This is a genomic window from Bacillus cereus group sp. N8, assembly GCF_016483685.1.
GTDB lineage: Bacteria > Bacillota > Bacilli > Bacillales > Bacillaceae_G > Bacillus_A > Bacillus_A proteolyticus.
On the sequence record NZ_JAEHBK010000013.1, the window covers coordinates 78,460 to 97,871 of the forward strand.

The following is a 19,412-nucleotide window of genomic DNA, read 5'->3' on the forward strand; positions in this document are numbered from 1 at the left end:
GAAAATTTAATCTTTTTAATGTAATCTTCTGTTCATATTCCGTTCATAATTCTTTTTTATTATTAGTGCATAGAAAGTAAGAGGAAGGAGCGAGCGAAATGTTTTTAGCTCTGCGTGAATTGAAACAATCAAAATTAAGATACGGATTAATCGGACTTATTATGGTGTTATTATCATTTTTAGTCCTTGTGATTTCAGGATTAGCAAACGGATTATCATATGATAATGCTTCATCGATTCAAAATATGGAGGCAAATAAGTTCGTTTTAGCAGATGATGCGGAAAATAAATTACTTCGTTCACAAATTAAGCAAGATGATGTAGATAGCGTAGTAAATCAAGTAGGCGAGAAAGAGGCCGTTCCGTTTCGTGTAAAAATTTCAACTTATGAAAAGAAAGATAGTTCGAAAAAAGTTGATGTCGCTATTTTCTCAAGTGAACGCGATTCATTTTTAGAACCAAAAATTGTAGAAGGTGAGAAATTAGGTACAGCAAACAATGAAATGGTTGCTGATGAATCAATTAAAGAAAAAGGAATCGATATTGGGGATACAATTATTGATCCTGTTTCAAAGAAAGAATTTACAATCGTTGGATTTACGAAAGATCAAATGTTTAGCCATACACCAGTCGTTTATGTAAATGAAGATGTATGGAGCGCTATTTCACAACCAAGCCAAAAAGATTATAGTGCAATTGCACTTAATACAGATAAAGACATTAAAAATGCACATGTTATCGACAAAAAAGAAGTATTACAAAGTATTCCAGGATTTAAAGAAGAACAAGGAACATTAACGATGATCATTGCGTTCTTACTTGTTATCGCTGCGTTACTAATTGGTGTATTCTTCTACGTAATTACATTACAAAAAACACAGCAATTAGGTGTACTAAAAGCAATCGGTACAAAGAACACTTATTTAGCAAATAGCTTAGTCGTACAGGCGTTATTCTTATCAGTTGTGGCGATGATAATCAGTATTGTTCTTGTACAAGGGTTAGAACAAATTTTACCAGCAGGTATGCCGTTCTTATTAACAACACCGATGATTGCACAATATGCAGCAATCTTTATCGTAATTAGTATTTTAGGAACACTTATTTCGTTATATCAAGTATTAAAAGTTGATGCATTAGAAGCAATTGGAGGCGGGATGTAATGACTTCATTATTAAAATTAGACAATGTAAGTAAAGTGTACGGAGAAGGGAATACTGAAGTAACGGCCCTTCATCCGATATCGCTTGATGTGAAAGCTGGAGAGTTTATCGGAATCGTCGGTCCTTCTGGATCAGGGAAAAGTACGTTATTATCAATCGCGGGTGCTTTATTATCACCATCAAAAGGGGATATTTACATTCGTGAACAAAATATTACGAAGTTATCAGAAAAGGAAATGACAGACATTCGTTTGAAAAAAATCGGCTTCATTTTCCAATTCGCAAATCTTGTTCCATACTTAAATGTAAAAGAACAATTGCTTTATATTGCAAAACTTAAAAAAGACAACAAACAAGAATCTGAAAAGCGTGCAGATCACTTATTAGCAGCATTTGGATTAGGAGAAAGAAAAAATCATTATCCAAATCAACTATCTGGTGGGGAAAAACAAAGGGTAGCAATCGCTCGTGCGTTCATGAACAATCCAGATTTAATATTAGCGGATGAACCGACTGCAAGCTTAGATTCAAAACGTGCACGTGAAGTTGTTGAAATGATGAAACGTGAAGTGAAAGAAAGTCAAAAAGCAGCAATTATGATTACACACGATGAAAGAATGCTTGATGTATGTGATCGTATATTGACGCTTAGAGATGGACAGTTAATACAAAATTAAACAATGAAAAAGGACAACAGTACATATAAACGCTGTTGTCCTTTTTATTAATAATTTAAGGTAGTTATAATAGCATTATTTTGAGAATAACGTTTTAATTTTATTGCGTGTTACTAATAAAAGTCCACCTAGAATAGATAACATTCCTAAAGCCATATTACTTGATTGTTCACTACCAGCGTTAGGAAGTTCTCTAGTATTGTTTTTCGCTGGAACAGTAGTATTGTTATTATCCGCTGTCGTTTGTTTAGGTTGTGATACTTCAGTAATTTTGTTATCTACATTTTGCTTCGTTGTATGTAACTCAGCTAATTTGTCGTCAATTTTCTTCTCAGTATGTTTAAAGTCGTTTATTTTAATATCTAGGTCTTGTTTTTTCTTTGTTAAATCGTCTGAAACAGTTTGTTTTGCTTGTTTAATTTCATTTATTTTATTTATTAAGTCCTGTCTAGCCTCTTGTAACTCAGCTAGTTTGTTTTTCACATCTTGTTTAGCTAGTTCTAAGTTAGCTGAAAGACTATCTAAATTTTGTTTGATTTTCTTAAGTTCTTCTAACGTGTTACCTGCATTCGGCTTGTTTTCTTTAATTTCAGCAAGTTTGTCCTCAGCAGTTTGTTTCGCTTTCTTTAACTCGGCTAATTTTTCATCTACTTGTTTTTTTACTTCCTTAAGCTCATTAACCTTTTGATCGATGTTTTCTTTATGCTGCTTAATTTCATTCACTTTTTCATCGACAGTTTGTTTATGTTCCTTAAGCTCATTAACCTTTGTATCGATATTTTGCTTATGCTCTTTAATTTCAGCGACTTTGTCATCTACTTGTTTTTTATGCTCTTTAATTTCAGCAATTTTATCCTCAGCAATCTGTTTATCTTGCTGAAGTTTTGTATCTAACTCTTGTTTCTGTTGCTTAATCTCGCCGATTTTTTCATCTGCAACTTGTTTACGTTCATGTAGTTCATTAACCTTTGTATCAACATTTTCCTTAACTTGGTTAAGTTCATTTAATGTTTGATCCACATTTTCTTTGTGTTGCTGCAATTTCGCATCTAACTCTTGTTTATGTTGCTTAATTTCAGCTAATCGATCTCCAGTACTTTGCTGGGGAGTAGCATCATTTACTTCTGCATGAGTAGGGGTAGAACCCGCAATCATTGCTAAAGCTAGTGTAGACGCAGCGATTGTTTGTTTTGTTTTCATATTTTTGTACCTCTTTCCTATGAATAAACTCTATTGTGTAAAATTGAGCATATAAAAGCAGATTATTATATCATTATATACCATGTTCGGCGCTTAGAGGAAGTATTTGCATAATAATCTGTGATTATGTAATTCTTATAGTCTCTTATTTTTGGATAGGGGATAAATCTTCAGCAAGATGAACAATTTCTTCGATAGTAGAGTTTACATCTTTATTATTGCGAATAACAAACAAATAATCAGCCTCGTTTTCTACAGGATCTACTACATCTTCATGAAGGGATTCAGCCTGTTGGCGATTGAGAACTTCTTTGAAGCTGGAATAGTTACCTCTAAAAATATTTGTACTTCGCGTGCTTCGAGCCACTCTTTCATAAAGTACATCATCTGGGATGTCAAAATGTACTAATATACGTACATATTCGTTTTGTGGAAATAATTCGTTTAGTAAATATAATCTTCCGTTTTTACTGCGATTGGAATTGCAAATGATAAGGTGTAAATTTGTATATTCTTTTGCATAATCAACGATGAATTTTGAAAGACCATGCTTAAATGTATTAGGGCCCTTAGTCGGCTGTAATTTTTCATAATGCGTGTTAATAAATTCGGCTTGGTTATCTTGATCCATAACGAAAGAGTGGGGTAACTCTTTTTCTAATGCTTTTGCAAATGTAGTTTTTCCGCTGTGTGTTTTTCCTACTGTGATGATGACTAATCTTTTCATATTGGCCTCCATAAGTATTGTTATAATCAGGAATGTTCGGTGTGAATCGACAATTTTCCTGCCAGAGAATATGCAAAGTGTCGGAGTGGTAGTGGGCTGAAAATTTTACAAATAAACTTATTTATTATGTAATTTACCAATATTAAAAAAGTGTGAAATAAGGTTCTCCTAGTCAGGAGGACCTTATTTTTGTTGTGAAAATGAAGGATTGTGATGTTGTCCTAATTCAAATGAACTAAAAATATTCTGTTTAGAAAGAGGCAAGCAATACTATCATTATTGAAATATGTATATGGAAGGGAATTTAATTTCGTTTATTTCTCTTGAAGTGAAGCATAAGGAATAATTACTTGAAGCTTTAAAAATCCCTGAAGTAAGGGAATGTTCCTGGTGAAAAGGAGATTTAGAGTAACTATTAATAATAGCTATTAATAATAAAAAAGATGGGAAACGTATACCTTTTATTGTTAAGTGCAGCCTTTCATAATCTATGTTAAATTAATTGGAAAATTAATGGGGAAATGTTATGGTTTATTTGGGAGCTGCACATTATTTATGTTCAGTAAAAAAGGGGGATTAAAGTGGGAGCTAAAATTTTTAACGGCAGGCATATAGCCAATAGCAAGGATAAAGAATTTGTTGTTTTTATTATTGGTATGCGTATTAATAACCTATTAAAATTTTGGAAGTGGATACCAGTTTTTAACGCTATGGGACCTATGATTAAAGAATTGTATCAAAACCCACAATGGGGTTTCTTACATACAGAATTTTTATTTAGTTGGAGAAAAGTAATCTTAATTCAATACTGGAAAGGATTCGATGAGTTAGTAAACTACGCTCACGGAAAAAACCATTCATATGCTTGGAAATCATACAACAATAAGATTAAAGATAATGGGAGTGTCGGTGTATTTCATGAAACCTATCAAATAGAAAAAGGTGCTTCTGAAGCAATCTATGTTAATATGCCAAAAACAGGTTTAGCTATAGCTACCGAACACATACCAGTATCTCAAGATACTAATACTGCTAAAAAAAGAATGGGTGAATAATTTAGAATTTTTAATATTTATTTTAGTGAAAAATGAAGTATAAGAAAGACACCTCAGAGTGTTTTTCTTTTTTTCAAAAGGACCTGTTCATTAAAATAGGAATATTGTGTATGTAATTTCAATTTTCCGAAGTGTTAAGGAGGGTTAAAAACTTGACAAAAAAACTTATTTATGCTAAAATTTACCAATATAAAAATAATGTGTATAATAGGGTTCTCCTGGCCAGGGGGACCCTATTTTTGTTGTGAAAATGAAGGAGTGTATGTGCATGAAACAAGGTGAAGCAAGTGTAACGTCGTTAGTATCAGCTTTCAGCAGGGCATACCATAGTGAATTTGATAGTTCTAAAATTTTTGATGATTATATCGCTAAAGAATTCATATCGCCAAAAGAACGTAACGAAATTGAAACGAACATGATTCAAGGAATACATTTTTTCAATAAAGGCATTGCAAAGCAGTTTCAAGATGATCCAAACGAAATATTAAAGTGGATTACACAAGTCCAATTATCACCAACACCTTTAGCACGTGCGGCATATTGTGAAAGAGTATTACTACACGAAATTACACTGGGAGCGAAACAATACGTTATACTCGGTGCGGGCTTAGATACGTTCAGTTTTAGACACCGAGAGTTAGAGAATAAAATAGAAATATTTGAAGTGGATCACCCTTCTACGCAGCAGTTTAAGAAGGAGAGAATAAAAGAAGCAGAACTTGAAGTTCCAAATCACCTTCATTTTGTTTCGATGGATTTTACGAAAGGAATTTCCTATGAACAGTTACGGAATGAAGGATTTGAACATAAAAAAACGTTCTTTAGTCTGTTAGGCGTTTCGTACTATTTAACGAAAGAGGAACTTGCTAGTTTAATAGAGTGTTTATTCGAGATGGTTCCAGCAGGTAGTTCTATTGTTTTTGATTATCCCGATGAAAACCTATTTACGGAAAAAGGGTTGTCTAACCGAGTTGAAAATATGGTGAAAATGGCAGCGGTAGGCGGAGAACCGATGAAGTCATGTTATTCTTATCGCGAAATGGAAGCATTGTTAGAGAAGTCGGGTTTACTCATTTATGAGCACTTATCACCAGAGGACATAAATAAATTATATTTTGAAGGAAGAAATGATTATTTGAAAGCTTTTGAGACGGTGCAGTATATGCATGCGGTGAAGAAGTAGATAATTAGTATAGTGAATTTTCAGGGGAAACAATTGGGATTTCTTAAGAAAGAAGAGATTTCGTCTTGTTATTGTACACATGAATCAGTTTACTTTAATAGGTAGATTAAAATAAACTATGATATGATTAGCATTGGATTTCTTAATAAGGGGGTTTTTAAATGACGCCAGAACAAATTGTTAGAAAATTTTTTGATGAAGTACGTTCGGGGAATAATCCTGACTTTTCAAATCAATTAATGGCAGAAAAAGTATTGGCACATCAAATTGTATCTGAAGAAGAACAAACAGTTTGCAGAACACCTGAAGATTATGCTGAACATGTAAGAGAGATGATTGAAGTATACGGTAACTTTTCTTTAGAAATTCAAGAATTTTTAGTACAAGGAAGTAAAGTATATGTACGTTGGAAACAAGTAGGTATGCATGTAGGAGAAATCGATGGATATCAACCTACAGGACTTCCAATCATTCAAATAGCAAGTGCAGTGTATAGAGTAGAAGATGGTAAAATTGCAGAGTATTGGATTCAAATTGATAGGTTAGGAATTCAAAATCAATTAGAGCGTAATAAAAATATTCAGTAGTTAATTCTTAGAGCTACGATTAGGCATGGAGAGAAATCTCTGTGTCTTTTTTTGTAAAAAAAGGAAATGAGCTGTAGTGATGGAAAATATAATTATAAATATATATTATATACGAATCGCTGTTTTGTAGAATCTAAAGGAAAGGGGAAATAGAAGATGTTGAAATTACAAGGGAAATTCAATGAAGCGAAGGTGTTTACTACTAATGTTGAAGAGACAGCAGCAGGTCAAATTATTGATCTTTGTAACCAAGAATTCGCAAAGGATAGTAAGATTCGTATTATGCCAGATACACATGCGGGGGCAGGTTGCACTATTGGGACAACAATGACAATTCAAGATAAAATTGTTCCTAATTTAGTCGGGGTTAATTAATCGGCTCAGACTTTAAACTACTCACTCAATTGACTGGGAACCCTAACGATAAAGTGAAACTTTAATCAGTGGGGGGCATTCCCCACTGATTATTAGTTGAACCAATCGGGCTTGTACGGGCAGCCCGACCCCCACCTAACTTCTTTGTTTTTGCTGAATTTTAAGGTCGAGGTCTTACTGCCCGTAAATAGCGGGATAAAAGGCGAGGGCAATCAGCAGCCAGTGGTTATGGTGACATAATCGAATGGTTCAGAGACTTGTATCAGGTTAGCAGACTGAGATACAGAATTATTCCTCATCCATTTTGAGCTGAAGCGGAATAATTAATACGGTGAGCCTACGGTAGAGACTGCATATCTCGATGACTGTAGAGAAGGTATAGTCCACTCTTTCAGGAAACTGGGAGGTAAGTACGATATTGGTTGTGGCATGGAAGTAGTAGTAATTGACAAGAAAAAAGAAGAAATCAACTTCGATCACTTAGACGAAACAATTCGTAAATTTGTCCCAAGTGGTTTTCGTATTCGAGATAAGGAACATCGATTTTCAAAAATGATTGATTTTAATAGTGTAAGGGCTCCATTTACATTACAGCGTGCTCAAAAAAGTATTGGTACACTTGGTGGTGGAAATCATTTTGTCGAACTGAATGAGGACGATAAAGCAAATGTATACATTGTCATTCATAGTGGTTCGCGTAATTTAGGGAAACAAGTAGCAGAGTATTATCAAAACCTTGCTTACGAGCAACTTATTAATGTTAAATCTATTAAAGAAGAAATCATTGAGCGTCTTACAAGAGAAGGTAGACAACAAGAAATACAGGAAGCTATACGAGGGATTAAGAAGCCATTGATTCGCAAAGAGTTAGCTTATTTAGAAGGTCAAGGATTTAAAGATTACATGAATGATATGAAAATTGCTCAAAAATATGCGGAGTTAAATCGTAAAGCAATGATGGATGAAATTGTCACTAGAATGGATTGGACAGTAACAGATCAATTCACTACAATCCATAACTACATCGATATGGAAAATATGATTTTACGAAAAGGTGCTATTTCAGCTCAGAAAGATGAACGAGTAATTATTCCAATTAATATGAGAGACGGTTCAATTATTGCATTTGGTAAAGGAAATCCAGATTGGAACTTTTCTGGACCGCACGGGGCAGGACGCATTATGAGCCGTAAGAAGGCGAAAGAAGTACTTAACTTAGAGGATTTTCAAAATACAATGACAGAAGTTTGGACTACATCTGTTGCAGAAAGCACGTTAGATGAAGCACCAATGGTATATAAGCCAATGAATGAAATTGTTGAGAATACAAAAGAGACAATTGATATCAAACATATTATTAAGCCGATTTACAATTTTAAAGCGAATTAAAAGGGGAGTAACGTTTATTATTAGAAAATATAATATTGGGAAGTAGGCATTATATTTTCTAATAATCCTCTAAAATCGATGCAGTGAGCTTTTATAGAGAAACTCCAGTTAGGCTTTTAAATACGAGACTATCAAATTTCAACCAAATGGGATGCGACGTTTTCAGCGTTATAAGGTGAAGTTACGAGAGAAAAATAAACTAGATGGAGTGTCATGAAAGATAAAAAAAATTATTGCTATATTTGTCCTATCTGTCAGTTTACTTGTAGCTGGTATCGTGTTGGTTGATATAAAAAAGACAGTGACTCAGTCGGATGTCTCCAAAAAAGAAAAGAAGTCTATGTATAAGGAAGTAAACGATCCTATTATTTTAGAAGACAACTTTCAATCTGGACTAGAAAAATGGAAAATAGCGATCAACGAGCCGGAAAACCGTATCAACCTAGATACTGATACGATCTCGCAGCGTGTACATATAGTAGATGCGCCCGACATGACGAGGAATTACAAAGCAGTGCAGTTCGTTGTTCCACATTCTCAAGGCCAATTCCGTTCAGAAATTGCACAGCCATACGAAGAAGGGTTCCACGAACGTTGGTATTCAGCACGGATTTATATCCCGCAGGATTGGGTGTTCGACAAGAGCAGTGGCAACGATATCGTCATGCAATGGCACGCCGTACTCGGCAGTGAGCGAGTAGATCGGGATTTTCCAGAATTGGCTATTGCAGTGGAAGGTGATAGATGGAATATACAACGAGCATTTGGTTCTCCTGCGAATATAGGGCGCGATTTTAAGACATTGGATGGACTAGTGCAAAAAGGAGTTTGGTCTTCTTGGGTAATCTATGCAAGGTGGTCAGCAGGAAGTGAAGGATTACTACGAATATGGAAAGATGGAAAAGTTGTATGGGAAGTGCAAGGTCCTAATGCCTATACTACACGTGCGCGTACGCCTTACCTCAAGATAGGGCTTTACCACCCACAGTGGAAACCGAAGTATGGTGAAGTGAAACCTGGTCCGGTGAAAGAACGGAAGATTTTCATCACAGATGTCAAGATTGGAAATGAAAAGGCGACCTATCAGGATATGGTGACCAAAAGTGATTCCTTAGAAAAGGGAAAACAGATATCCGGAACAAGTGGTAGCTCCTCATCGATTGGAACGTTAATTCGAAGCTTCAGTGCCAAATAAAAAATGGTTTACGGATGTGACGTATCTATTATTTATTGTATATATCAACGATTATGGATATCTTTAATCAAAAACACTGACAGTAGCAATGAATTTTTTGTGAAGAACAAGGAAATGAAATGTAGTGTAGTGATAGAAAATATACTGATAAAAATATGACTCTTGGAAGTAGGAGGCTTATGAAAAATAATGTAAATGTCTATATAGGAGTAGTAGCAGCTATAAGCATTTTTACCCTTTCGATAGTTTTCCTTTATTTTAATCCTTACAGCAAGCAAGTGCTTGATAAGGAAGTATATATCACTGTATTTTTCATGTTCTTACTTCCTTCTTTTCTAGCAGTAATTGCGGCAGTTACTAGGAAAAAAACTTTTATGATTGTTTGCTGCATTTGGATGTTACCAGGAACTCTTTATCTTAGTGCAGCTGCAATACCTACGTTATGGAATTTATATATTATATTTCTAATAATTTATTTTTTATCAATTGTTTGGATGAAAAAGAGAAATGCTTGAAGAGTATTTCTCTTTTTTATTAAGTTTTTGAAATGGAAGGATGAGGAGCGTAATGAAACAAGGATTATCTAAATTAGCAGATGTATTAGTCAACCATTCTACTAAAGTGCAACCTGGTGATCAAGTGTTAATTCAAAGTGTTACTGAAATAGATCCTATGGTAATTCGTGAAATTATTAAAGCTGTGGAAAAAGCAGGAGGATATGCGCATGTATCAATGCGCGACGTTTCTGTTACTAGGCAATTGATTTTGTCAGGATCTGAAGAACAATTTAAGTTATTTGCAGATTGGGAATGTTATCGCTTAAGTAAGATGCAAGTATATATTAATCTTCGTAGCCCTAGAAATGCATATGAATTAGCAGATGTGCCATCAGAAAAAATGAAATTATATCAAAAGATATTTGGAAAGGCACATAGTGAGGCAGTGTATAAAACGAGATGGGTGACAACAAGAATTCCGAATACGGCTTCTGCTCAAGAAGCGAATATGAGCACTGAGGTTTATGAAAAATTTTATTATGATGTATGTACGTTAGATTACAATAAAATGTCGAAAGCAATGGAGCCATTAAAAGAATTAATGGAAAAGGCAAAACGAGTGAAGATTATTGGAGAAGGGACGGATTTGCAGTTTTCAATTGAAGGAATAGGCGTTTTAAAGGGAGACGGTACGGATAATATCCCTGATGGCGAAATATATACAGCACCTGTTAAAGATTCAGTAAATGGAATAATAACATTTAACACAGTATCAGTTCAACAAGGTTATGCGTTTCAAAATATAAAGTTACATGTCACACAAGGGAAAATAATAGAGGCATATGCAAATGATACAGAGCGAATGAATCGAATTCTTGATACGGATGAGGGAGCAAGGTATATTGGAGAATTTGCACTAGCGTTTAATCCATATATATTGCACCCGATGAATAATACGTTATTTGATGAAAAAATAAATGGTAGTTTTCATCTAGCAATTGGAGATTCGTTACAAGGTGCAGACAATGGTAATAAATCAGCGATACATTGGGATTTAGTAAACATTCAAAGACAAGAGTATGGCGGTGGTGAAATTTGGTTTGATGATGTACTGATTAGGAAAGATGGGTGTTTTATTTTACCAGAGCTGTTAGGATTAAATGAAGAGAATTTAAAAAGGTAAAGTGCTTTATTGAAATTGTGTAAAGGAGATCAAAACCCTAGGACAGGGGCAATATAGGAGGAAGTTAAAATGGGAAAGAGTGAAATGTTTCAGGATTTTAATTTTAAGTTAGTGGTAATTGAAGTTTTATTAGATAAAGAGCCACTATTTCTAAAAGAATTGAAAGACTTAATAGATAAGTATACGAATAATTTTGAATGGTATTCAGGAGCTGGACCAATTGTTGAAATTAGAGATTTTTTAGAAGAGTTAACTTTGGAAATAAGTGATTTGGAAAAGGTTGAATCCCTTTGCTTTGATGGAGGGAATGAAATTTATCATATTTTAAAGCCTGATTGGGATGGTGAAGACAGTTTATTTGATGTTATATCTGTTGAAGGATTTCAGAATCTGAAAAATTTAAAAACAGTGGAATATATTTCAATGTGTTATCCGAAAGTATTAGAACCATTAAAACAAGCTGGAATAGAAATTGAGGATTAATGAGAGGCAAGTTATGTATTAATGGAAGCGGTTTTTCTTGTTGAAGGGTCGCTTTTTCTTATGTAACTAACAGAATAGAATGGAGGATATTATGATAACAATCGATAGAGATGGTGAAGCCTATTGGAGTAAAACTGTTGATTTAGGCATTTTAGGTAAATTCACTAGCATTTTTATAGATTTAGATGGATGCGATATAACAGGGGCGACGGATAATATGCTTCAAGAAGAGAAGATAGAAAAGGCTACAAAATATTATGGTAATAGATTCAAAGAGTTAGAAACAAATGTGGGATTTATAAATGAGCAATTTCTAATGTGGGTTATAACGCACTTATGTGACATAGAATATCCATTTTGGGAATTTGGTGATGAAGATGAAAGTAGTGAAGATTATCCAGATTATATAGTAAAAGAAGAAATAAAAAAATTCGAAGATGAGAATGGACAATTGCAACATGATCCGTATAGTCCAAGCCCGATTTATAGAGAAATTCAGGAATATAATGCATATAACAATGAAGATAATTTATCAAGCTATGAAATTATAACGAAATATTTACCAGTTCTTGATTTCAAAAAACTTGTATATACAATTAGAGCTAGTAGTATAGATACATTTGAAGATAACATAAACTTTCAAGTGAGTAGTGAGGTTTGTGGCGGAATGTTACTTTGTGCTACTTACGGAACAATCTATGTTAATAATGAGTTAGAAGTTACGCATAACTGTTAATATAAAGATTACTGATAGGGATATCGCTACACATCTATTAACTTAAAAATATTAACTACCCCAAGAGTGAAAACCGCTATTCTTACTAAAAGAATAGCGGTTTTTCATTATTTAAATATAATTTCATCTGAATTTAATGGAGATTTCACCTACAAAAGTAGTAGAAATCTTATTTGAATTTACTACTTCAGTTGGATTTATCATATTTCTATTTCTATAGAATAGTAAATAGGTATATCAGATTTTAAATTACAGTTTAACCCGTTGTTACCAATAAAGAAAGGAACAAGTAGAATGATACAGAATATATATGAAACTCATTTACACGTAAGAGATTTAGAAAAGGCGATAGATTTCTATCAAAATAAGCTAGGATTAGCATTAGCAAAAAAACTTTCCAAAAGAAAATTGGCTTTCTTTTGGATAGGAGAAAGTAAAAAGCAAATACTTGGGCTATGGGAGGTACATAATATTGATGTGTTTGAGATGAAACACTTTGCTTTTGGTGTAGATTTAGAATTTCTAAAGACTTCTAAATTGTGGTTAGAGAGTCGTGGAATAGAAGTGGTAGGAAGCCAAGGAAAAGGAAATCAAGAGCCAATTGTCCAAAGATGGATGCCAGCTGCTAGTGTATACTTTCTGGATTGTGATGGGAATAAATTAGAGTTTATTTCAATGTTACATGATGATCCAGATGAATTAGAGTATGCATCTTATTTAAGTGAATGGGATGCGGAACACCGAGAAAAATAAATAAGATGGTATCTATAAACGGGAAAAATGTTATTCTTTTTTGAAAAATATACAGAAAAGGTGGACGTTTTACTTTACCAGAGTTATTCGGATTAAATGAAGAGAACTTAAAAAAGTAGCGTATTTTATTGTGGTTATGTAACGGAAACTAAAAGATTTATCATATAAATTTACATTTATTTAATGTTAAAGGCTAGAAAGCTGGATTGGCGCGAATCGCTAATTGTGGATTGCAAAAAAAGACAAAACCTCTTAAAAAACAATTAATTTTTTACTCCATCAATCTTTACAATCCCTCCTTATAATGTGAATTGGACAAGCATCTAAGAGAAAGCAGAACATGTCAGTTTGTACATTCTATTATTAGGGGGAGAATTTGTATGAAAAAGACAGTTGCCTCATTAGCTATTATGGCGGCTTTATTACCGACGTTTTCAGCACATGCAGAAGGGAAAGAGCAAGTCCGAAAATCAGCTACAACTTTTAATGTTATTAGTGATATTCAAGGGGATTTAGGGGATTTTGATCATGTGTTAAAAGATATGAACAAAGTGACGCCACTTTCTAGAGCGCTTATTATGAATGGGGATATAACGCCAACTGGACAGCAGTCACAATATGATGATGTAAAGCGCGTGCTAAACAAAAATAAGCATCCGGAAAATGTATGGTCAACTGTTGGGAATCATGAATTTTATGCTGGAAAATGGACAGCTGATGGGAAATTATCTCAAAGCACATGGCCAAATGGTGTAACGGAGGAAACGCTATTTAACCGCTATCTGAAATTTAGTGGGCAAGAAAAGGTATATCATAAAAAAGAATTAGACGGTTATCCGCTTTTATTTTTAGGAACAGAAAAATATATGAAATATCACGATTCAAAAATGTGGGACGAAGTATATATGAGTGATGAGCAATTAGGATGGTTAAAGCAAAATTTAGAAGAGTACAGCCAAAAAGATAAAAATAAACCAATTTTCATTTTCTCTCATCACGTTTTACCTGATACGGTATCTGGATCAAGACAATCACCATATTTACAAGACTATTTAAACGTCGATAAATTGTACGATATATTAAAAGACTATCCGCAAGTTGTTTTCTTTACGAGTCATACGCATTGGGATTTAAATTTACCGGACTGGGCTGGTAAAAAGAAAATTACAGGCGGAGATGAAAAAGGATTTACAGTTGTAAATACAGGCGGAATTGAAACAGGCTGGATGTCGGCTGGACCGAATGGCGGAGAGAAGACTGCTCCAGATGGATATTTATTTAAACAAGGATTACAAATAAAAGCATACGGTAACGATGTAATCGTAACAGCTTATGATTATAAACGTGATAAAGACATAAAGAAACTATTAATTAGCGATTCGAAAATTGCACAAATGGCACCAAATGTAACAGCAGATGATAGTAAAAACGTAATCGTCGGTGCAACAGAATACATGGAGTACTCTATAGAAGGAACGAATGAGTGGCATACGTATAATCCAGGGAATCCTCCGAAATTTGATGGGGACAAAATCGTTTACGTCCGTCATAAAGGAGAAATGAATTTACAGCCGGGATTAACGCAGCTGCTTCGTTTTTCGGTAAATAAGTAATTGGAAGAGAGCCTACTTTTTAATGAGTAGGCCTTTTTTGTCGGAAAGTCGATATAAATTTCATGTACCGTACTGAAATTGAAATTCGATACATTTTTAATCCGGAAAGGTGACTTCATCATTGTTACATGTAATAATAGTATCGTTACATATATTGTGAAAGAAGTACAAAAGGAGCGTTACAATGAATTTAGCTAAATTCCCTAGAAAAAAATATACAGAATCATATACACCAATTGAAAAATTAAACAATTTTTCTGAAGCACTTGGTGGGCCGACTATTTATTTTAAACGAGATGATTTACTTGGTTTAACAGCTGGCGGTAATAAGACGAGAAAGTTAGAGTTTCTAGTTGCGGATGCACAGGAAAAGGGTGCAGATACGTTAATTACAGCTGGTGGTATTCAGTCAAACCATTGCCGTCTAACACTTGCAGCAGCGGTAAAGGAAAAAATGAAATGTATTCTTGTGCTAGAAGAAGGGCTTGAGCCAGAAGAAAAGCCAGACTTTAACGGAAACTATTTCTTATATCATTTATTAGGTGCTGAAAACGTAATTGTTGTGCCAAACGGAGCAGACCTTATGGAAGAAATGCATAAAGTAGCGAAAGAAGTAAGTGAAAAAGGGAATATGCCATATGTCATTCCAGTTGGTGGATCGAACCCTACTGGCGCAATGGGATATATTGCTTGTGCGCAAGAAATTATGGCTCAATCATTTGAACAAGGAATTGATTTCAGTACAGTTGTTTGTGTAAGTGGTAGCGCTGGTATGCATGCTGGTTTAATTACTGGTTTTTCCGGAACGCAAAGCAAAATTCCTGTAATCGGAATAAATGTAAGTAGAGGAAAAGCAGAGCAAGAAGAGAAAGTAGCAAAACTTGTAGATGAAACTTCAGCTCACGTTGGTATTCCAAACACTATTTCACGCGAAGCAGTTACATGCTTTGATGAATATGTAGGTCCAGGTTACGCTTTACCAACATCAGAAATGGTTGAAGCAGTACAGTTACTTGCGAAAACTGAAGGTATTTTACTTGACCCAGTTTATACAGGTAAAGCAGTAGCGGGACTAATCGATTTAATTAGAAAAGGTAAATTTAATAAAGAGGACAACATTTTATTCGTGCATTCAGGTGGCTCACCAGCTTTATATGCGAATACGTCTTTATTTGTGTAAGTGTGAAAAAGCATTGGGTATCCAATGCTTTTTGTTTTGAATAAATGTTGAAATTTGATACAATTCCGTGAATATGTGATGATTTTTCAACATTCAATGGTAAACAACGATATATATAAAGGAGATAGATGTATGACAGAATTTTGGGAAGCAAGTTTTATAGAAAATCAAATGATGTGGGGATTTGAACCTTCAGATTCCGCAATTTTGACGAAGGATTTTTTCCTTGAAAAGAAAGTGAAGGATATATTGATTCCTGGTATTGGATATGGAAGAAATGCAAAGGTTTTTATTGATAACGAAATACAAGTAACAGGTATTGAAATTTCAAAAACAGCGATCGAATTGGCGAGGGAAAATGAAATTAATGCTAATTTATTCCATGGTTCAGTTACGGATATGCCTTTTGATAACAAACTGTATGATGGCATATTTTCTTATGCACTTATTCATTTATTGAATAAGGATGAGAGAGAGAAGTTTATTAAAGATTGCTATAGTCAGTTAAAACCAAACGGATATATGATTTTTACTACTATTTCTAAAGATGCCCCAATGTTTGGGAAGGGTAAACAACTGGGGAAAGACTACTTCGAGATAATGGAAGGGGTAAAAATGTATTTCTATGATATTGACTCGGTAAAACAAGACTTTGGAAAATATGGACTGATGGAAACTACGGAAATTGTGGAGCCACATAAAAATATGGCAAGTAAACCTCCATTTAAATTTATAATGATCAAATGTCAAAAAACACTATAATTACCATAGTGTAAAAATAGTGAAAGGTTACTTAATAAGCTGGTTGAGTAAGCGATTCACTCATTCTTCTTTAAAGGCGAAGTAAGGGGAGTCAAATGGCGTCCTTTACTTCGCTTAATTTATTTTAAAGCAAGTTTTAAACTTTCAACGAACCATTTGTTACGGATTATATTTATATTTTACGTGAAATGATAACCGAACCAAAGGAAAAATAAAATAATTGCTGTATTAAATAACGTAAAGGTTAAACCGATAATAGATAAAATTCTCTTTTCGGTACGACTACAAAAAGAGATAACTGCTAAAATAATTGCTATAACAGCGGAAGTTAAAATGAAGTACGCGAAAGGAACCACGTATTCTACTCCAACTCTGTCTAAAATAGGTGAGAAGAGAAAGAGGTTAATAGTAACGAATATACTTACAATGAGAAACGTATAACTTTTCCAAGTGTATGTTTTTAGTTGCATTGAAGGGCACTCCTTCTTTATTAGTGTTTATATGTCTAATCGTAAGGTATTTACCTTTATTTTACAATTACAGAAAATTTTATTAAAAAGAGGGGTACTAATATGCGAATCAGAAATTTGATTGTAGTTTTTATTGCTATTTGTATATTCATAGTAACCGGCTGTTCAAATATACTAGGAAATGAAGATCAAAGAATCGAAGTGCAAAAACGCATTGGTGATGATTATGAGGATTTGAATGTAGTTACAGACAAGAATCAAGTGTTGCAAGTAAAGAAAATATTAAATGAAATTCATTTTGAAAATAAAAAAGTGGAAATGTCTCGTTCAGCTGATTATCACTTTGTTTTTCAATTTAAAAATCCGAAAATAGAGGCGAAAGCTGAATTGTATCAAATTTGGATAAGTCCTAATAAAGATAAAGTAGAAGTAATGGCGGGGGATAATCGGTATGCTCAATTAGAAGGAAAAAATGCAGTCACTTTGTTTTTGATTGTTACGGGAGAGAAGTTAGCTGAATAAAAGTATATGGTACTTAACTTTTGGGTGTTTATTGTAATAAGTTACTACTTGTAAGGGACTATTCAATGTGCCGTTCTATTAAAAATTCTAAAGTTGATCAATTAAATGCAATCAAATCTAGTCAAAAGTAATGAAATTTCAGGAAAAATAAGGTACACTAGTCAATGGTTTTGGTTTAAAATCGATGGACGTTAATGTATACGGGGGAAAGATTGATGAACAACAATCCAATAAATGAATCAGTTGAAGAAGTTGAGAGAAAACGAGTAAGATCAAGCAAACGTTTTATAAACTGGAAGCTTATCGCAGCGGGTATTGGTATAATTGCACTTCTCATTGGGGGAATGAGTTATTACCAGGCAACTCACTTCAATTCGAATGTTACGATTAATGACACCAATGTTGGTGGTTTGAGTGCTGATCAGGCAATACAGAAACTAAAAACATCTGGACTAGCAAACAAAGTCTATGTCGATCAACAACAAATTTTAGATGAAAAAGATACAAAAACGGAACTTACGGAAAAAGATTTGCCACAAGTTAAGAAACTATTAAAAAGCCAGTGGACATTTTTCCCTTCTTCAAAGGAAAAAAATTATTCATTGCTACCGGACGAGGCAGATCAGTATCGTAGTGAAACGATGAAAAAACTTGTAGAAGAAAAGCTCATCTCTATGAATGAAAAACTAAAAGCGCCTCAAGATGCTATGGCGAAGCTTGAACAAGGAAAAGTTGTTATCTCGAAGAGCGTTGATGGAAAACAGTATGACGTTACTAGTCTACTGAAAGATTACGACAAGCAGAAGTATAAAAGTGAAATTCATCTGAAGTCTGCATACATAAAGCCTATTAAAGAAGACGACCCGATTGTCAAAAAAGAGGAGGAAGCACTACAAAATCTTCTTAGGCAGTCCGTTGAGTATAAAGTACAGAATGAAGTGTATCCTTTAAAAGCAAAAGATTTAATTCAAAATGCCTCTATGTCAAAGGATATGAAAGTTACAATCGATGCGAGCGACATTAAGAATAAGATTGCTGAAATTAATAATGCTAAATCAACGTTAAATAAAGATTTCGCATTTAAAACTCATTCTGGTTCGGTCATATCAGTAAAAGGGCAAGGCTACGGCTGGGCACTAGATGTTGAAAAAGAAACAAAACAAGTTGGGCAAGCTTTTGAAAAGGGTGAAAAATCGCTATCTGCTTCTAATATTCACGGAAATGGTTGGGAGAAGGAAGGTATCGGTTATAAAACAACATCGAATAATGGCATCGGAGACACGTATGCGGAAGTTTCAATTGCAGAGCAACAAATTTGGATTTATAAAGATGGAAAATTAGCAGTCACAACAAATGTAGTAACTGGTAAACATAGCACGAGTGAAGATACATCACCAGGTGTGTGGTACGTCCTATATAAACGAACACCATACACGCTCAAAGGAAGCGCAGTAGGTAAAGCTGATTATGCAGTTAAAGTAGATTACTGGGTTCCATTCACAAATAGCGGTCAAGGATTCCATGACGCAGGCTGGCGAACAAACTGGGCGAATAATGCTTATCTAACAGGGGGATCAGGCGGATGTGTTAACCTTCTTCCTAATGTTGCAAAATCTGTGTATGATAGTTTGAACACTTATGATCCAGTTATCGTGTACTAGA

Annotated in this window: 19 protein-coding genes and 3 pseudogenes; 19 read left to right on the top strand and 3 right to left on the bottom strand. The window is 34.1% G+C overall.

Annotation, left to right across the window (positions count from 1 at the left end; translation table 11 throughout):
• The first annotated feature begins 98 nt into the window (after positions 1 to 98).
• Positions 99 to 1,163: an ABC transporter permease gene (locus tag JDS80_RS18890; RefSeq protein ID WP_199639673.1), complete on the top strand. Its 1,065-nt coding sequence runs from the start codon at positions 99 to 101 to the stop codon at positions 1,161 to 1,163.
• Positions 1,163 to 1,840, top strand: coding sequence for an ABC transporter ATP-binding protein (locus JDS80_RS18895; RefSeq protein ID WP_000202615.1), 678 nt, complete (start codon positions 1,163 to 1,165; stop codon positions 1,838 to 1,840). The genes JDS80_RS18890 and JDS80_RS18895 overlap by 1 nt, the downstream gene beginning before the upstream one ends.
• Positions 1,841 to 1,915: 75 nt before the next feature.
• On the opposite strand, the gene JDS80_RS18900 is transcribed toward JDS80_RS18895, so the two are convergent.
• Both JDS80_RS18900 and JDS80_RS18905 read right to left on the bottom strand, forming a co-directional pair.
• Entirely contained in the window at positions 1,916 to 3,040 is a 1,125-nt protein-coding gene (locus JDS80_RS18900) for an LPXTG cell wall anchor domain-containing protein (RefSeq protein ID WP_199639675.1), read from the bottom strand.
• Positions 3,041 to 3,185: 145 nt separating this feature from the next.
• Positions 3,186 to 3,779, bottom strand: a complete 594-nt coding sequence (locus tag JDS80_RS18905; RefSeq protein WP_139254690.1) for an ATP-binding protein — start codon at positions 3,777 to 3,779, stop codon at positions 3,186 to 3,188.
• Between the two features lie 569 nt (positions 3,780 to 4,348).
• On the opposite strand from JDS80_RS18905, the gene JDS80_RS18910 reads away from it, so the two are divergent.
• The 15 genes and pseudogenes from JDS80_RS18910 to JDS80_RS18975 all read left to right on the top strand — a co-directional run bounded on the left by JDS80_RS18910 (position 4,349) and on the right by JDS80_RS18975 (position 16,758).
• Positions 4,349 to 4,822 carry a DUF4188 domain-containing protein gene (locus tag JDS80_RS18910; RefSeq protein ID WP_071772447.1) on the top strand — a complete coding sequence of 158 codons (474 nt, stop codon included), beginning with the start codon at positions 4,349 to 4,351 and terminating at the stop codon, positions 4,820 to 4,822.
• A 268-nt stretch (positions 4,823 to 5,090) separates the two neighbouring features.
• Positions 5,091 to 6,005 (top strand): class I SAM-dependent methyltransferase, encoded by a 915-nt coding sequence (locus tag JDS80_RS18915; protein ID WP_071746544.1) that lies wholly within the window; start codon positions 5,091 to 5,093, stop codon positions 6,003 to 6,005.
• A 161-nt stretch (positions 6,006 to 6,166) separates the two neighbouring features.
• Entirely contained in the window at positions 6,167 to 6,592 is a 426-nt protein-coding gene (locus JDS80_RS18920) for an ester cyclase (RefSeq protein WP_199639677.1), read from the top strand.
• Between the two features lie 156 nt (positions 6,593 to 6,748).
• Positions 6,749 to 6,964, top strand: a pseudogene (locus JDS80_RS18925) (RtcB family protein); the annotation flags it as partial.
• A 432-nt stretch (positions 6,965 to 7,396) separates the two neighbouring features.
• The gene (locus tag JDS80_RS18930; protein ID WP_071746547.1) at positions 7,397 to 8,356 is read left to right on the top strand and encodes an RtcB family protein; all 960 of its coding nucleotides are present in this window, start codon (positions 7,397 to 7,399) and stop codon (positions 8,354 to 8,356) included.
• A gap of 340 nt (positions 8,357 to 8,696) precedes the next feature.
• A pseudogene (locus tag JDS80_RS31530) lies at positions 8,697 to 9,392 on the top strand (polysaccharide lyase); the annotation flags it as partial.
• Positions 9,393 to 9,492: 100 nt separating this feature from the next.
• A pseudogene (locus tag JDS80_RS31535) lies at positions 9,493 to 9,625 on the top strand (IS3-like element ISBt2 family transposase); the annotation flags it as partial.
• A 105-nt stretch (positions 9,626 to 9,730) separates the two neighbouring features.
• Complete coding sequence (locus JDS80_RS18940) at positions 9,731 to 10,066, top strand: hypothetical protein (protein ID WP_071746549.1); 336 nt, start codon at positions 9,731 to 9,733, stop codon at positions 10,064 to 10,066.
• 52 nt (positions 10,067 to 10,118) lie between these two features.
• Complete coding sequence (locus JDS80_RS18945; protein ID WP_199639679.1) at positions 10,119 to 11,231, top strand: aminopeptidase; 1,113 nt, start codon at positions 10,119 to 10,121, stop codon at positions 11,229 to 11,231.
• Between the two features lie 69 nt (positions 11,232 to 11,300).
• Entirely contained in the window at positions 11,301 to 11,714 is a 414-nt protein-coding gene (locus JDS80_RS18950; RefSeq protein WP_071746550.1) for a DUF6892 domain-containing protein, read from the top strand.
• Positions 11,715 to 11,805: 91 nt separating this feature from the next.
• Positions 11,806 to 12,450, top strand: coding sequence for a hypothetical protein (locus JDS80_RS18955; protein WP_199639681.1), 645 nt, complete (start codon positions 11,806 to 11,808; stop codon positions 12,448 to 12,450).
• Between the two features lie 294 nt (positions 12,451 to 12,744).
• Positions 12,745 to 13,203, top strand: coding sequence for a VOC family protein (locus JDS80_RS18960; RefSeq protein WP_199639683.1), 459 nt, complete (start codon positions 12,745 to 12,747; stop codon positions 13,201 to 13,203).
• Positions 13,204 to 13,583: 380 nt separating this feature from the next.
• Positions 13,584 to 14,816, top strand: a complete 1,233-nt coding sequence (locus tag JDS80_RS18965) for a DUF4073 domain-containing protein (protein ID WP_199639685.1) — start codon at positions 13,584 to 13,586, stop codon at positions 14,814 to 14,816.
• Between the two features lie 184 nt (positions 14,817 to 15,000).
• Positions 15,001 to 15,996 (top strand): D-cysteate sulfo-lyase, encoded by a 996-nt coding sequence (gene cuyA, locus JDS80_RS18970; protein WP_199639687.1) that lies wholly within the window; start codon positions 15,001 to 15,003, stop codon positions 15,994 to 15,996.
• A gap of 132 nt (positions 15,997 to 16,128) precedes the next feature.
• Complete coding sequence (locus tag JDS80_RS18975) at positions 16,129 to 16,758, top strand: class I SAM-dependent methyltransferase (protein ID WP_199639689.1); 630 nt, start codon at positions 16,129 to 16,131, stop codon at positions 16,756 to 16,758.
• A gap of 179 nt (positions 16,759 to 16,937) precedes the next feature.
• Here JDS80_RS18975 and JDS80_RS18980 read toward each other — a convergent pair whose 3' ends face one another.
• Positions 16,938 to 17,228, bottom strand: coding sequence for a hypothetical protein (locus JDS80_RS18980; RefSeq protein ID WP_071772437.1), 291 nt, complete (start codon positions 17,226 to 17,228; stop codon positions 16,938 to 16,940).
• A gap of 102 nt (positions 17,229 to 17,330) precedes the next feature.
• Between JDS80_RS18980 and JDS80_RS18985 the strand changes: the two genes are divergently transcribed.
• Entirely contained in the window at positions 17,331 to 17,750 is a 420-nt protein-coding gene (locus JDS80_RS18985) for a YhfM domain-containing protein (RefSeq protein WP_199639691.1), read from the top strand.
• A 215-nt stretch (positions 17,751 to 17,965) separates the two neighbouring features.
• On the top strand, positions 17,966 to 19,411 hold the full coding sequence (locus JDS80_RS18990) for a L,D-transpeptidase family protein (protein ID WP_071746558.1): 1,446 nt from the start codon (positions 17,966 to 17,968) through the stop codon (positions 19,409 to 19,411).
• Position 19,412 lies beyond the last annotated feature (1 nt).